Raw genomic sequence first — 14,340 nt, forward strand, 5'->3', positions numbered from 1 at the left:
ACGACGAAGCGGTAACGACGGCTGCAAAAAAAGCCGGCGCATCCTGAGATGCTCCGGCTTTTTTCATGCGTCGACGGATGCGCTTACGCGAACGTGTCGACGTGCACCAGGATCGCGGCCAGCATCGCCGCGCCGAGCGCCGCGCTGCGCTCGCCGTTCCAGCCGACGCGCTCGTCCGGCAGGTTCGCGTTGTCCTTGAACGGCATTTCGAGCGTCAGCGACAGGCAGCCGAACTGGTGGCCGATGTACTTCGACGCGAGCTTGAGCGCGTCTTCCTTGTACTTGCTCGCCGCGTAACCATGCTCGGTCTGGAAGTCGGGGCTCGCGACCTTGAATGCGTCGATGAACGCGGTCTGCTCCTTGCCCTGCTGCTCGGTAAAGCTCGGCAGCATCTCCGAACCGGCGACGAACACGTACGGCAGATCCTCGTCACCGTGAATGTCGAAGAATATGTCGCAACCGATCGCATGGATCGCATCGCGCACGGCCAGCACCTCGGGGCTGCGCTCGGCATCGGGCGCCATCCATTCGCGATTCAGGTTCGCGCCTGCCGCATTGGTGCGCAGGTTGCCGTGCACACTGCCGTCCGGGTTCATGTTCGGGACGATATGGAACGTCGCGCGATCGTAGAGCTTGCGCGCGACCGGATCGCCGGCCCAATCGCCCCAGCCGGCCAGCCGCTTGACGAGCCCTTCGACGAACCATTCGGCCATCGACTCGCCCGGATGCTGACGCGCGATGATCCACACCTTCTTCTTCGGCGCATCATCGGCTTCCGGCGTACCGAGCGTCAGCAGCGACATCGGACGGCCTTCGACCGTGCGGCCGAGCTCGACAACATTCGCCTGCGGCAACTGCTGGACCGCGCCGAGAAACGCCGCATGGCGCTCCTCCGAATACGGTTCGAAATACGCGTAGTAGATGCTGTCGAACTCCGGCGTATGGTCGATGGTCATCGTCTTGCCGTCGAACGTCGTCGGCACACGGAACCAGTCGACCCGATCGTAGCTCGCCACCGCGTGGTAGTTGCGCCAGCCCGACGGATACGCGCATTCGGCCGCGTTCTCGAACGTCATCACGCATCGCTCGCCGCGCGCACCCGTCAAGCGGTAGTAAAACCATTGCGCGAACTCCGAGCGCGTATCGCCACGGACACGCAGCCGGATCGCGTCCGGACTGTCGCACGACACGACGTCGATCGCGCCTGCGTCGAAATTACTGGTGATCGAAAGGGTCATCTGTCTCTCCTCTGTCGACCGGATCGCGCGGTGTGCCGCCGGTCCGGTCTCTTGCATGCGCCGGCCGTCTCGTGAACGGCCGGCAGGGTCACTCGCCGACGCGCCGGCGATATACGTAAGTCGAATCGTTCGACGCGGCCGCATCGAACGCATAGCCTTCCGTCGCGAATTCCTTCAGCGCCTTCGGGTCGGTAATACGGTTCTCGACGATATAGCGCGCCATCAGGCCGCGCGCACGTTTCGCATGGAAGCTGATGATCTTGTAGCGGCCGCCCTTCCAGTCCTCGAACACCGGCGTGACGACCGGTGCGGCCAGCAGCTTCGGCTTGACCGACTTGAAGTATTCGGTCGACGCGCAGTTGACCAGCACGCGCGCCGCGCCGCTGCGCGTCTCGAGCTGCTCGTTCAGCGCCCGCGTGATGCGGTCGCCCCAGAAAGCGTACAGGTCCTTGCCGCGCGCGTTCGCGAAACGCGTACCCATCTCGAGCCGGTACGGCTGCAGCAGGTCGAGCGGACGCAGCAGCCCGTACAGGCCCGACAGCACGCGCACGTGCTGCTGCGCATAGTCGAGATCGGTGGACGACAGCGATTTCGCGTCGAAACCCTCATAGACGTCGCCGTTGAACGCGAGCACGGCCTGCTTCGCGTTGGCCGGCGTGAAGGTCGGCGACCAGTCGGCGTAGCGCTGGAAGTTCAGCCGCGCGAGCGGATCGGAAATATCCATCAACGTCGCGATGTCCTGCGGCGAAAGCTTGCGCAGGCCGTCGATCAGCTCCGACGCGTCATCGACGAATGCAGGCTTCGTGTAAGACTGGACGTGCGCGGGCGTATCGTAGTCGAGGGATTTGGCTGGAGAGAGAACGATTATCATAGAGGCTCGCTGGCACGCCGTGCCTTGCGGTCAGACGAAAACCACCGATTGTAACGAATGACCCGCTCTCTCGCCCCGCACGCCGCATACCGCGTCGTGCTCGACTCGAACGTCTGGATCGACATCCTCGTATTCGACGACCCCGCCACGCGCCCGATCCGCGCCGCGCTGGAGCGCGGCACGCTTGCCGCCGTGATCGACAGCCGCTGCCTGACCGAACTCGAATACGTGCTCGACTATCCGCAGTTCCAGTCGCGCGCCGTCGACAAGGCGGCCGCGCTCGCAACCGTCGCCCGCCTCGCGAGCCTCGTCGAACCGCCGCCCGTCGACGCCGACGCGCCGCCGCTGCCGAAGTGCAAGGACCGCGACGACCAGAAGTTTCTCGAACTCGCCCGCGCCGCGCAGGCCGAGTGGCTCGTGTCGAAAGACCGCGCGCTGCTGAAGCTCGCGAAGCGCACCGCACGCGACTTCGGCTTCCGGATCGCACAACCCGCGCCGTTTGCCGAGGCCTGCGCGCTCGACGGCACGCCGGCCTGACGTACACCACCCGACTTCGACCGTATCGATGAACGCTCCTTCAGACATGCCAACGACTCCCGTTTTCCCCTCGCGCCTGCCGAACGTCGGCACGACGATCTTCACGGTCATGAGCACGCTTGCCGCCGAAAAAGGCGCGGTGAACCTCGGCCAGGGCTTCCCGGATTTCGATTGCGATCCGCGCATCGTCGATGCGGTCGCGACTGCGATGCGCAACGGGCACAACCAGTATCCGCCGATGGCCGGCGTCGCGCCGCTGCGCGACGCGATCGCCGACAAGATCGCGCAGGTCTATGGCCGGCGCTACGACCCGGCCACCGAAATCACCGTGACGGCCGGTGCGACGCAGGCGCTGTTGACGGCGATCCTGTGTGCCGTGACTCCGGGCGATGAAGTGATCGTCGTCGAACCGACCTACGACAGCTACCTGCCGTCGATCGAACTCGCCGGCGGCAAGCCCGTGTTCGTCACGCTGGAAGCGCCCGACTACGCGATCCCGTTCGACCGTCTCGCGGCCGCGATCACGCCGAAAACGCGGATGATCCTGATCAACACGCCGCACAATCCGACGGGTACCGTGTGGCGCGAGGCGGACATGCGCAAGCTCGAGGACATCGTGCGCGGCACCAACGTGCTGATCCTGTCGGACGAGGTCTATGAGCACATGGTCTACGACGGCGCGCGTCACGAAAGCGTTGCACGCTACCCGGAACTCGCCGCACGCAGCTTCATCGTGTCGAGCTTCGGCAAGACGTATCACGTGACGGGCTGGAAGGTCGGCTACGTCGCGGCGCCGGCCGCACTGACCGCGGAATTCCGCAAGGTCCACCAGTTCAACGTGTTCACGGTGAACACGCCGATGCAGATCGGGCTTGCCGACTACCTGCGCGACCCGGCGCCGTACCTGTCGCTGGCCGGCTTCTACCAGAAGAAGCGCGACTTCTTCCGGGCCGGCCTCGAGCGCACGCGCTTCAAGCTGCTGCCGTGCCCGGGCACGTACTTCCAGTGCGTCGACTACTCGGCGATCAGCGACCTTCCCGAAGCGGAATTCTCGAAGTGGCTCACGTCGGAGATCGGCGTGGCCGCGATTCCGGTGTCGGCGTTCTATCACGCGCCGCACGAATCAGGCGTCGTACGCTTCTGCTTCGCGAAGCAGGAAAGCACGCTCGCATCCGCGCTCGAACGGCTCGCCCGGCTGTAAGACCCGCACGGGCGGCCGCACGCCGCCCTGCGGGAAGCGCGCTCAAGAACGCACGCTGCTCGTCGCGTCGATATACGCCTTGCGCTCGGCTGCCACGCGCTGCGCGGCAGGACGTTCGCCCACCTGCTTCGCATGCGCCTTCCAGTCGATGCCTGCATCGAACAGGAAATCGCGTCCGAATATGGCCTTCGTCGCCATGCCGATGACAGGCAGATGAACCCATGCGGCGATGTCCGCGAGGCCGAACGACTCGCCGAGCACATACGGAGAGAACTGCGTCATCTGCTTGAACGCATCGATCGCGCGCGGCAGGCGCTTCTCGACGTGCGCCTTCATCCCGTCGCTGACCTTGCCGCCGAAAAACGCTTCCGTATAGACCTCGCGCGTCAACCATTCGAGATACAGCTCGAGCGTCTCGATCAGTTCGCGCACCTTCGCGGCCGCAAACGGGCTCGCAGGAAAAATGCCTTTGTCGGGATAGCGCGCCGCCAGGTACTCGATGATCGCCTGCGATTCGAACAACGCGCCTTCTTCGGTCTTCAGGAACGGAATCTTGCCGAGCGGCGAATCGGCGAGCTGCGCCGGATCGCTGATCGGCAGGCCGCACACCGACTCCTCGAACGGGATGTCGTGCTCGAGCAGGACGAGCTTCACCTTGTTGTAGTAGTTGGACAACGGAATACCGCACAGCTGTAGCATCGGAGTCTCCTTCCTTGCTGAAGCGCGGCCGCAACGAGGCAGGCCGCATCGGGATTCATCGCGCTGAAAAGCACGTTCGTGCTAGTCTAAAGCAAGTTTTGCGTTCGTCACGACAACATTACATCCGCTGCGGCGGCAGCTCCGCCTGCCTGCGCAACACACGCGGCGCCGCAGCCCCGCCATCCGATGGAGACACGCTCGCATGAGTGCTGAACTGCTGGCCTCGCGTCCGCCCGAGAGCGAATCGACGCTCGTCCTCACGCTGTCCAATCCCGGCGCGCGCAACGCGCTGCATCCCGACATGTATGCGGCCGGCATCGAAGCGCTGGCCACCGCCGATCGCGATCCCGCGATTCGCGCGGTCGTATTGACGGGCGCCGATCGCTTCTTCTGCGCAGGCGGCAACCTGAACCGGCTGCTTGAGAACCGCTCGAAGGATCCGTCCTTCCAGGCCGACAGCATCGATCAGCTTGCCGCATGGGTCACGGCGATCCGCGCGTCGACGAAGCCGGTGATCGCAGCCGTCGAAGGCGCCGCGGCCGGCGCGGGCTTCTCGCTCGCACTCGCGTGCGACCTGATCGTTGCCGCGCACGACGCGAAATTCGTGATGTCGTATGCCCGCGTGGGGCTCACGCCCGACGGCGGCGGCTCGTGGTTCCTCGCCCGCGCACTGCCGCGCGCGATCGCGGCCGAGATCCTGTTCGAAGGCAAACCGGTCCTGGCCGAACGCCTGCATGCGCTCGGCGTCGTCAACCGGCTCGCCGTGCCCGGCGCGGCACTGACCGATGCGCTGGCGTGGGCCGACACACTCGCCGGCATCTCGCCGAATGCGCTCGCGCGCATCAAGTCGCTGCTCGACGACGCGACGGCACAACCGCTCGATGCGCACCTCGGCACCGAGCGCGATCATTTCGTCGCTTCGCTGCACCATACGGACGGACTCGAAGGCATCACCGCCTTTCTCGAGAAACGCCAGCCGCGCTACAAGCGCTGATTCCCCGCCTTCCTTCGCAACGACGCAACCCCGCCGCATCTCGCCGATGCGGCGCGCAACGTCGACGGCGACCTCCCGCTGCGGCTGCACACGCCCGTCGGCACGCACGTTTCCGTCGCCAGCAGCCCGTGTCGATCCATGCTCTAATGACCGCCTGTCGCGGCGCTGCCGGCGCCGTTTTCGCGCATGCCACAAAGGAGTTGACGATGATCGACGTCTATAGCTGGGCGACCCCGAACGGCCACAAGGTGCACATCATGCTCGAGGAAACGGGCCTCGCGTATCGTGCACATCCGGTCGATATCGGCGCAGGCGACCAGTTCCAGCCCGAGTTCCTGAAGATCAGCCCGAACAACAAGATCCCCGCGATCGTCGATCCGGACGGCCCCGGCGGCCAGCCGATCTCGCTGTTCGAATCGGGCGCGATCCTGATCTACCTGGCGGAGAAGACCGGCAAGTTCCTGCCGACCGATCCGGCCGCGCGCTATGCGACGCTCGAATGGCTGATGTTCCAGATGGGCGGTGTCGGCCCGATGCTCGGGCAGGCGCACCACTTCCGCCTGTATGCGCCGGAGAAGATCGAATACGCGGTCAACCGCTACACGAACGAAGCGAAGCGCCTGTACAACGTGATGGACAAGCGCCTCGGCGAATCCGAATACCTCGCGGGCGACACGTACACGATTGCAGACATTGCGACGTTCCCGTGGACACGCTCGTGGCAGAACCAGGGCATCGTGCTCGACGAACTGCCGAACGTGAAGCGCTGGCACGAGGCGATCGCCGCACGGCCGGCCGTGCAGCGCGGCGTCGAGGTGCTCGCGTCGATGCGCAAGGCGCTGCAGGACGACAAGGCACGCGAGATACTGTTCGGCGCCACGCAATACGCGAAGCACTGATACGCGCGTGACGGTCGGGGCGGCATCCGTGCATGCCGCCCCGACCGTCAGAAGTAATGCAACGTGATGAACTCTGCCGCACAGACAGGCAACGGCGCGTCGGGATGCTCGACCTGCATCGACACCGACCACGTCGCCTGGATACCGCCCCGCGCGGCCTCGGTGGTTTCCTTCACCTCGAACAGCGCGCGCACGCGCGCACCGACCGGCACCGGCTTCAGGAACCGCACACGGTTCAGCCCGTAGTTCACGCCCATCTTCTGCTCGAAGCGCATCGCACCGGTCATCAGCGCAGGGATCAGCGACAACGTCAGGAATCCGTGCGCGATCGGCCCGCCGAAAGGCGACTCGCACCGCGCGCGTTCGGGATCGACATGGATCCATTGATGATCGCCGGTCGCATCGGCGAAGCCATCGACGCGCGGCTGGTCGATCTCGATCCAGCCGCTCGCGAGCGGCTCCGCGCCGACCCGCGCCTGCAGCGCCTGCGCCGATGCGATCAGCGGCAAGGTCACGTCGGTCATGCGCTCGTGCCTCCCGGATGACGCAGCCCGAAGATCACCTTGGTGTGCACGGTGATCACCGTCTCGCCGGCTTCGTTCACGCCGACCCACTCCGTCGACACGATGCCGCGGTCGGGTTTGCTCTCGGACACGCGCTTGTCGTGGACTTTCTGGTACATCGTGATCGTATCGCCTGCGCGCACCGGCTTGAGCCAGCGGATCGAGTCGATGCCCGGCGAGCCCATGCTGGTCGAATCCGATCCGAGCCTCTTGATGAGCAGGCTCATGAACACCGAACACGTATGCCAGCCGCTCGCGACGAGCCCGCCGAAATGCGATGCCTTCCCGGCTTCCTCGTCGAGATGAAACGGCTGCGGGTCATAGCGTTGCGCGAACGCCTTGATGTCGTCGGGCTCGAACGTGTAGCGGCCCACTTCGGTGGTACTGCCGACCACCAGGTCTTCGTAACTGATACCCACTTGCAAGTCTCCTTGTCTGGCGCGCTCGCGCGTCGCCGTCATGCCGCGTCGGCCTGCGCGAAACCGGGCAGTGCCGCGATGCGGGCAAGATGATGATCGGTATCGCCGAGCGTCGTCTCGATGATCGTCAGCCGCTTGAACAGATGTGCGGCGGCCACCTCGTTGGTCACGCCCATGCCGCCGTGCAGTTGAACGGCCTGCTGGCCGACGAAGCGCGCGGCCGCACCGACACGCGCCTTCGCGGCCGACACGGCCTTGCGCCGCGCATCGGCGTCGCCGCTCGCGTAGCGCACCGCAGCGAGGTAGGTCAGCGACCGCGCCTGTTCGGCGTGGATCAGCATGTCGACCATCCGGTGCTGCAACGCCTGGAAACGCGCGATCGGCACGCCGAACTGCTCGCGCGTCTTCGTGTATTCGACCGTCGCGCGATTCAGTTCGTCGAGCGTGCCGACCGCTTCCGCACACAGCAGGAATGTCGCGTAGTCGGCAATCTGCTCGAGCGCCGCCTCATCGCGCGCACCGCCCGTCAGCAGTCGGGCCGGCGTGTCGTTGAACGCGATCGTCGCGGCACGCTGGCCGTCGATGGTCCGGTAGTCGGCCACCTTCGCGTTCGCCGCATCGCGTTCGACGACGAAGAGGCCGATGCCGCCACCGTCGACACGCGCCGGCACGATCCACGCGTGCGCCTGTGCGCCATGCTGAACCACCGACTTGGTGCCGGTCAGCCGGTACGTGCCGCCCTGCGCGCGTGCGTGCGTGTCGAGTTCGTACAGGTCGTAGCGCGCATGCGGTTCGTGGAACGCAACCGCCACACGCTTCTGCCCCTGCGCGACCGCCTCCAGCAACGCGGCATCCTCGCCCGCGCCGGAGCCGGCGATGCGCAATGCCTCGATGCCGACCGCCGTGGCCCAGTACGGCTCGATCACGAGCGCGCGGCCCAACTCCTGCATCACGACCAGCATGTCGACCGGGCCGCCACCGAAGCCGCCCTGTGCGTCGGGCACGGGCAACGCGGTCAACCCCAGTTCGGCGAATGCGCTCCACTGCGTGTCGGACACGCCCGCATCGCTGCACACGATCGCCTGGCGCGCTTCGAAGCCATATTGCTCGCCGAGATACCGGCGCAGCGCGTCGGCGAACTGCTGCTGCTCATCGGTAAAGCTGAAATCCATGGTTGTCTCCGTTCCCTGATCACAGCCCCAGAATCATCTGCGCGATGATGTTTTTCTGGATCTCGTTCGAGCCGCCGTAGATCGACGTCTTCCTGTAATTGAAGTAGTACGCGGCAAGCGGCGCCGCATCGTCGTCGCCCGCGATGCTGTGCTCGCGCTCGCCGTCGAGGAACGGCACGTCGAACGGCGCGGCGAGCGGGCCGATCGCTTCGACCATCAGTTCGGTGAGCGCCTGCTGCACCTCGGTGCCCTTGATCTTCAGCATCGACGCTTCGGGGCCGGGCCCCTTGCCGCTCGTCTCGCGGCTGACGACGCGCAGCACCGTCACCTCGAGCGCCATCAGCTCGACCTCGAGCGCCGCGACCTTCGCCGCAAACACCGGATCGGCGAGCAACGGCTTGCCGTTCTTGCGCTGGTTCGACGCCACGCGCTTCAGGAACACGAGTTCGCGCTTCGACGCACCGACGCGCGCGATGCCGGTGCGTTCATGGCCCAGCAGGTATTTCGCGTAGGTCCAGCCGCGGTTCTCGTCGCCGACGAGGTTCTCGACCGGCACCTTCACATCCTCGAAGAACACCTCGTTGACCTCGTGGTCCTCGTCGAGCATCACGATCGGGCGCACCGTGATGCCGGGCGTCTTCATGTCGATCAGCAGGAACGAGATGCCCTCCTGCTTCTTCGCGGCCGGATCGGTGCGCACGAGGCAGAACATCATGTCGGCATACTGGCCGAGCGTGGTCCAGGTCTTCTGGCCGTTGACGACGTAGTGGTCGCCCTGGCGCTCGGCGCGCGTGCGCAGCGACGCGAGATCGGAGCCGGAACCCGGCTCCGAATAACCCTGGCACCACCAGTCCGACCCATCGAGAATGCGCGGCAGATAGTGGCGCTTCTGCGCTTCGCTGCCGTATTTCATCAGCACCGGCGCAACCATCGACACGCCGAACGGCAACACGGTCGGCGCGCCGATCCGTGCGCACTCCTCGTCCCAGATGTGCCGCTGCGTCGCGTTCCAGCCGGGCCCTCCGTATTCGACGGGCCATGCAGGCGCGGACCAGCCGCGCTGGCCGAGAATCCGGTGCCAGCTCGCGAAATCCTCGCGGTCGAGTCGTTTGTGATCGAGTACCTTGGCGCGCAGTGCATGAGGCAGGTTGGCCTCGAGCCAGGCGCGGACGTCAACGCGGAACGCGTCGTCGGCGGGGGAATAATCCAGATCCATGCGCAGTGTCTCCTCGCCGCGGCCGTCCGGCCGGGCAAGGACCCACTGCATACGTCATTGCAGCGGTTCTTTCAGCGCGGCAGGAATCGGCAGCGGCATCACGTCGATGCCTTCTTCGGCCAGGGATTGCGCATCTTCCGGCGTCGTGACGCCACGAATGCTGCGTGCGGGCGCCTCGTTGTAATGGATGCGCCGCGCTTCCTCGGCGAAGCGCTCGCCCACGTTCTCGGTCTTCTCCAGCACCTCGCGCAGTGCGCGCATCACCTGCGCCTGCAACGCTCGCGGATCGGCCGGCTGAGCCTGCGTCGCACCCGACAGGTTCAGGCGCGGCGCCGACGGCAGACGGTTGACCTCGGTCGCCCCGCACACCGGACATTCGACCAGCTTGCGGGACAACTGCGCTTCGAATTCATCGGCGGAAGCGAACCAGCCTTCGAACCGATGACCGTGCGGGCACTGTAAATCGAGGACCTTCATGCTGAATCAGGGCGTGTGACGAGTGTAGCGCAATTTGCGGTTTTGTGAACGATCGTGCTAAATCCCGATCGCGCGGCGCGAGCGCGCCACGCCAGCGGATTGTAACGCGGCGCCCCGTCCGCCGCCGACGCCGTGCTCAGGGCGTCAGGACCGGCCCGAGCGGCCACGCGCCCGACAGCACCTTGTCGAGCCACATCGTGCCGATGATCGTCTTCACGTCGGAAATCTGGCCCGTGCGCACCCATTCCTGCAGGTCGGCCAGCGTCGCGGTGAAGGTTTCGAGGAATTCGCCTTCGTCGAGCTTGCGCTCGCCGGCCGTGAGCCCGCGCGCGAGGTACAGGTCGATGAATTCGGTCGAGTAGGAAATGATCGGATGAATCCGGGCCAGGAACACGTATTCGCGTGCCGTATAGCCGGTTTCCTCGCGCAGTTCGCGCACCGCACACGCGAGCGCGCCTTCGTTCGGATCGAGCTTGCCGGCCGGGAATTCGGCCATCACCTTGCCGATCGGATAGCGAAACTGGCTTTCCATCAGCACACGGCCGTCGTCGAACAGCGGGATCACCATCACCGCGCCCGGGTGCTGGACATACTCGCGCACGGCCTTCTTGCCGTCCGGCAGACGGACGGTGTCGCGCTTGAGCTTGAGGAACGCGCCTTCGAAGATCGCCTCGCTCTCGAGGCAGGTTTCGGTCAGTGCGGCGTCGTGATTGGGAAGTTCGGCCATCGGCGGCTCCTGAATGAGCGCGACGGCCGGAGCCGTCAGCGTCGTTTGACGAGATACTGGAACGTGAAGCCGGGAAACGCGAACACGACGAAGAGACTGAACGTGATCGCGTAAAACTGCCAGCCCTGTTCGAAGCGGTTGCCGGCGCGCGACTCGAGCCAGAAGCCGAGCGCGCCGACGACGAAGTACAGCACGATCAGCTCGCCGATCCGCACCCACGCACTCTTCTTCGCCGCGCCGAACGGCACGACGGCGAAGAGGCGTTGGTTCAGGAACGGCAGGTTGGCGCATACGAGCGCCAACAGCACGATAAACCAGCCGGCTGCCGACATTACAGCGGCAACGTGTGACGAATTGCCTGCAGGCAGGCCGTCAGCAGCGGGCTCGGGATCAGGCCGAGCACGACGACCGCCAGGCCGTTCAGCACGAGGATCGTGCGCTTGCAGAAATCACCCGAGATCGGCGTCGAATCCTGCGGTGCATCGAAGTACATCAGCTTCACGATGCGCAGGTAGTAGAACGCGCCGAACAGCGACGTGATCACGGCCAGCACGGCCAGCCACGTGAGGCCTGCGTTGACGGTCGCCTCGAGCACGGCCAGCTTCGCGTAGAAGCCGACGGTCGGCGGGATGCCGGCCAGCGAGAACATCATGACCATCATCACGAACGCGAACACCGGGCTGCGCTTGTTGAGGCCCTTGAAGTCGTCGATCGTTTCCGCTTCGAAATCGCGGCGTGCGAGCAGCATCACCACGCCGAACGAGCCGAGCGTCGTGATCAGGTAGACGATCGCGTAGAACATCGCCGAGCTGTACGCATTCGCCGGTGCCGTCGCGTCACCCTTCACGATGCCCGCGAGCAGGCCGAGCAGCACGAAGCCCATGTTCGAGATCGCCGAGTACGCGAGCATCCGCTTGATGTTGCGCTGGACGATACCCGTGATGTTGCCGACGATCAGCGACAGCGCAGCGAGGATCACGAGCGCGGTCTGCCAGTTCTGTGCGAGCGGCAGCAGGCCCATCACCAGGAAGCGCAGGCCCCACGCGAACGCGGCAACCTTCGGGCCGCCGCCGACGAACAGCGTCATCGCGGTCGGTGCGCCCTGGTAGACGTCCGGCACCCACATGTGGAACGGCACGGCGCCGAGCTTGAACGCGATACCGGCGACGATGAAGATCACGCCGAACATCAGCACGGCTGCGTCGGTGTTGCCGCTGACCGCCTTGTACACCTCGCCCAGTTCGAGCGAGCCGGTCGCGCCGTAGAGCATCGAGATGCCGTACAGCACGAAGCCCGACGCGAGCGCGCCCAGCACGTAGTACTTCATCGCGGCTTCGCTCGACTGCGCGGCGTCCTGGCGCAGCGCGATGACCGCGTACAGCGACAGCGACATCAGTTCGAGACCGAGGTACAGCGTCAGGAAGTTGTTGCCCGACACCATGACCAGCTGACCGAGCAGCGAGAACATGCCGAGCAGGAACACGTCGCCGCGGAACATGTCGCGATCTTCGAGGTACTTGCGCGAATAGACGAGCGAGACCGCGAAACCGAACGACACGACCGCCTTCATCATGCTCGCGAACGAGTCGACGACGATCATCTTCGAGAAGAAGTAGTACTGCTGCGGGTCGAGCGCCTGGACCGCGAACCACACGCCGGCGACGACCGACGAAACAACCGCGATCAGATAGGTCAGGCGGCGGCCGGAAGCACCGGTAAAGGTGTCGTTCAGCCATGCGACGACGATGGCAGCCATCACCAGCGCGTCAGGCAACAGGACATTCATAGGAGCGTTCATGATCTTGAGTTCCTCCGCTCGCGATTACTGGGCCAGCGGCAGCTTCGACTGCGCGACGTGGGAGAGGAGGTTTTCCACGGAAACGTGCATCACGTCGGTGAAAGGCTTCGGATACAGGCCCATCAGCAGCGTGAACGCGGCGAGCACGGCCAGCATCAGGAATTCGCGACGGCCGATGTCCTTCAGCTTGGCAACGTGATCGTTGGCGACCGCGCCGAAGTACACGCGCTTGTACATCCACAGCGTGTAGGCCGCGCCGAGAATCAGCGTGAATGCCGCACCGAAGGCGATCCAGAAGTTGTACTGGACGGCCGCGAGAATCACCATGAACTCGCCGACGAAACCCGACGTGCCCGGAAGGCCGCAGTTGGCCATCGAGAACAGCATCGCGAATGCCGCGAACTTCGGCATCACGTTGACGACGCCACCGTAATCGGCGATCTGGCGCGAATGCACGCGATCGTACAGCACGCCGATGCACAGGAACATCGCGCCCGACACGAAGCCGTGCGAGATCATCTGGATGATCGCGCCTTCGACGCCGAGCTGGTTGAAGATGAAGAAGCCGAGCGTGACGAAGCCCATGTGCGCGATCGACGAATACGCGACCAGCTTCTTCATGTCGGCCTGCACCATCGCGACGAGGCCGATGTAGATCACCGCGATCAGCGACAGCGTGATCACGACGGGTGCCAGGAAGTGGCTCGCGTCAGGCGTGATCGGCAGCGAGAAACGCAGGAAACCGTATGCGCCGAGCTTCAGCATGATCGCGGCCAGCACGACCGAGCCGCCCGTCGGCGCTTCCACGTGCGCGTCCGGCAGCCAGGTGTGCACCGGCCACATCGGCACCTTCACCGCAAACGCGAGGAAGAATGCGATGAACAGCAGTATCTGTGGCGTCATCGCGATCTTCGCGTTCTGCCACGTCGCGAGGTCGAACGAGTGCGTTTCCGTGTACAGGTAGATCAGCGCGACCAGCATCAGCAGCGAGCCGGCCAGCGTGTACAGGAAGAACTTGAACGCCGCATACACGCGGTTCGGGCCGCCCCACACGCCGATGATGATGTACATCGGGATCAGGGTCGCTTCGAAGAACACGTAGAACAGCAGGCCGTCAGCCGACGAGAACACGCCGATCATGATCCCGGACAGGATCAGGAAAGCCGCGAGGTACTGCGCGACGTTCTCGGTGATCACTTCCCACGCGGCGATCACGACGATCACCGTGATCAGCGCGGTCAGCACGACGAACCACATCGAGATGCCGTCGACGCCGAGGTGATACGCGATGTCGAAGCGTTCGATCCAGGTCGACTTCTCGACGAACTGCAGCGCAGCCGTGCTCGAATCGAAGCCGGTGATCAGCGGGATCGTGACCGCGAGACCGAGCAGCGAGCCGATCAGCGCAACCCAGCGGGCCGTCCCCGGATTTTTGTCGTTACCAACCGCAAGCACGAGGAGGCCGAAAACGATCGGCAGCCAGATCGCGGTACTGAGAATCGGAAAAGCGTGCATTAAGTTGTCCCCCG

The 14,340-nt window shown here is 65.0% G+C and carries 16 protein-coding genes; 4 read left to right on the forward strand and 12 right to left on the reverse strand.

The features are described 5' to 3' along the window. Positions 1-83 precede the first annotated feature (83 nt). A complete protein-coding gene (locus AC5LXK_RS11965; protein ID WP_493389012.1) occupies positions 84-1,238 on the reverse strand; it encodes a M14 family metallopeptidase in 1,155 nt (384 codons plus the stop codon). A gap of 88 nt (positions 1,239-1,326) precedes the next feature. Further along, the gene (gene yaaA / locus AC5LXK_RS11970) at positions 1,327-2,109 is read right to left on the reverse strand and encodes a peroxide stress protein YaaA (RefSeq protein WP_493389013.1); all 783 of its coding nucleotides are present in this window, start codon (positions 2,107-2,109) and stop codon (positions 1,327-1,329) included. A gap of 57 nt (positions 2,110-2,166) precedes the next feature. Between yaaA and AC5LXK_RS11975 the strand changes: the two genes are divergently transcribed. Both AC5LXK_RS11975 and AC5LXK_RS11980 read left to right on the forward strand, forming a co-directional pair. Beyond that, entirely contained in the window at positions 2,167-2,646 is a 480-nt protein-coding gene (locus AC5LXK_RS11975) for a putative toxin-antitoxin system toxin component, PIN family (protein WP_493389014.1), read from the forward strand. 28 nt (positions 2,647-2,674) lie between these two features. Continuing rightward, entirely contained in the window at positions 2,675-3,847 is a 1,173-nt protein-coding gene (locus tag AC5LXK_RS11980; RefSeq protein WP_493389015.1) for a pyridoxal phosphate-dependent aminotransferase, read from the forward strand. A 42-nt stretch (positions 3,848-3,889) separates the two neighbouring features. Here the strand turns inward: AC5LXK_RS11980 and AC5LXK_RS11985 are convergent, their stop codons facing one another. Next, complete coding sequence (locus tag AC5LXK_RS11985) at positions 3,890-4,546, reverse strand: glutathione S-transferase family protein (protein WP_493389016.1); 657 nt, start codon at positions 4,544-4,546, stop codon at positions 3,890-3,892. A gap of 202 nt (positions 4,547-4,748) precedes the next feature. Between AC5LXK_RS11985 and AC5LXK_RS11990 the strand changes: the two genes are divergently transcribed. Together AC5LXK_RS11990 and AC5LXK_RS11995 are read left to right on the forward strand one after the other, a co-directional pair. Next, a complete protein-coding gene (locus tag AC5LXK_RS11990; protein ID WP_493389017.1) occupies positions 4,749-5,540 on the forward strand; it encodes an oxepin-CoA hydrolase, alternative type in 792 nt (263 codons plus the stop codon). Positions 5,541-5,746: 206 nt separating this feature from the next. Then, entirely contained in the window at positions 5,747-6,439 is a 693-nt protein-coding gene (locus AC5LXK_RS11995) for a glutathione binding-like protein (protein WP_493389018.1), read from the forward strand. A gap of 47 nt (positions 6,440-6,486) precedes the next feature. Here AC5LXK_RS11995 and AC5LXK_RS12000 read toward each other — a convergent pair whose 3' ends face one another. From AC5LXK_RS12000 to AC5LXK_RS12040, 9 genes are all read right to left on the reverse strand, one after another. Continuing rightward, positions 6,487-6,963, reverse strand: a complete 477-nt coding sequence (locus AC5LXK_RS12000; RefSeq protein WP_493389019.1) for a MaoC family dehydratase — start codon at positions 6,961-6,963, stop codon at positions 6,487-6,489. Next, positions 6,960-7,421 carry a MaoC family dehydratase gene (locus tag AC5LXK_RS12005; protein ID WP_493389020.1) on the reverse strand — a complete coding sequence of 154 codons (462 nt, stop codon included), beginning with the start codon at positions 7,419-7,421 and terminating at the stop codon, positions 6,960-6,962. The genes AC5LXK_RS12000 and AC5LXK_RS12005 overlap by 4 nt, the downstream gene beginning before the upstream one ends. A gap of 38 nt (positions 7,422-7,459) precedes the next feature. Further along, positions 7,460-8,593, reverse strand: a complete 1,134-nt coding sequence (locus tag AC5LXK_RS12010) for an acyl-CoA dehydrogenase family protein (RefSeq protein ID WP_493389021.1) — start codon at positions 8,591-8,593, stop codon at positions 7,460-7,462. A 19-nt stretch (positions 8,594-8,612) separates the two neighbouring features. Further along, on the reverse strand, positions 8,613-9,809 hold the full coding sequence (locus AC5LXK_RS12015; protein ID WP_493389022.1) for an acyl-CoA dehydrogenase family protein: 1,197 nt from the start codon (positions 9,807-9,809) through the stop codon (positions 8,613-8,615). A gap of 54 nt (positions 9,810-9,863) precedes the next feature. After that, entirely contained in the window at positions 9,864-10,286 is a 423-nt protein-coding gene (locus AC5LXK_RS12020) for a DUF1178 family protein (protein ID WP_493389023.1), read from the reverse strand. A gap of 136 nt (positions 10,287-10,422) precedes the next feature. After that, complete coding sequence (locus AC5LXK_RS12025; RefSeq protein ID WP_493389024.1) at positions 10,423-11,013, reverse strand: NUDIX domain-containing protein; 591 nt, start codon at positions 11,011-11,013, stop codon at positions 10,423-10,425. Positions 11,014-11,048: 35 nt separating this feature from the next. Continuing rightward, positions 11,049-11,345 (reverse strand): DUF2818 family protein, encoded by a 297-nt coding sequence (locus AC5LXK_RS12030; RefSeq protein ID WP_493389025.1) that lies wholly within the window; start codon positions 11,343-11,345, stop codon positions 11,049-11,051. Continuing rightward, on the reverse strand, positions 11,345-12,799 hold the full coding sequence (nuoN, locus tag AC5LXK_RS12035; protein WP_493391219.1) for an NADH-quinone oxidoreductase subunit NuoN: 1,455 nt from the start codon (positions 12,797-12,799) through the stop codon (positions 11,345-11,347). Before nuoN ends, AC5LXK_RS12030 begins: the two co-directional genes overlap by 1 nt. 36 nt (positions 12,800-12,835) lie before the next feature. After that, positions 12,836-14,326, reverse strand: a complete 1,491-nt coding sequence (locus tag AC5LXK_RS12040) for an NADH-quinone oxidoreductase subunit M (RefSeq protein ID WP_069747468.1) — start codon at positions 14,324-14,326, stop codon at positions 12,836-12,838. Positions 14,327-14,340 lie beyond the last annotated feature (14 nt).

The organism is Burkholderia pulmonis (assembly GCF_984667975.1).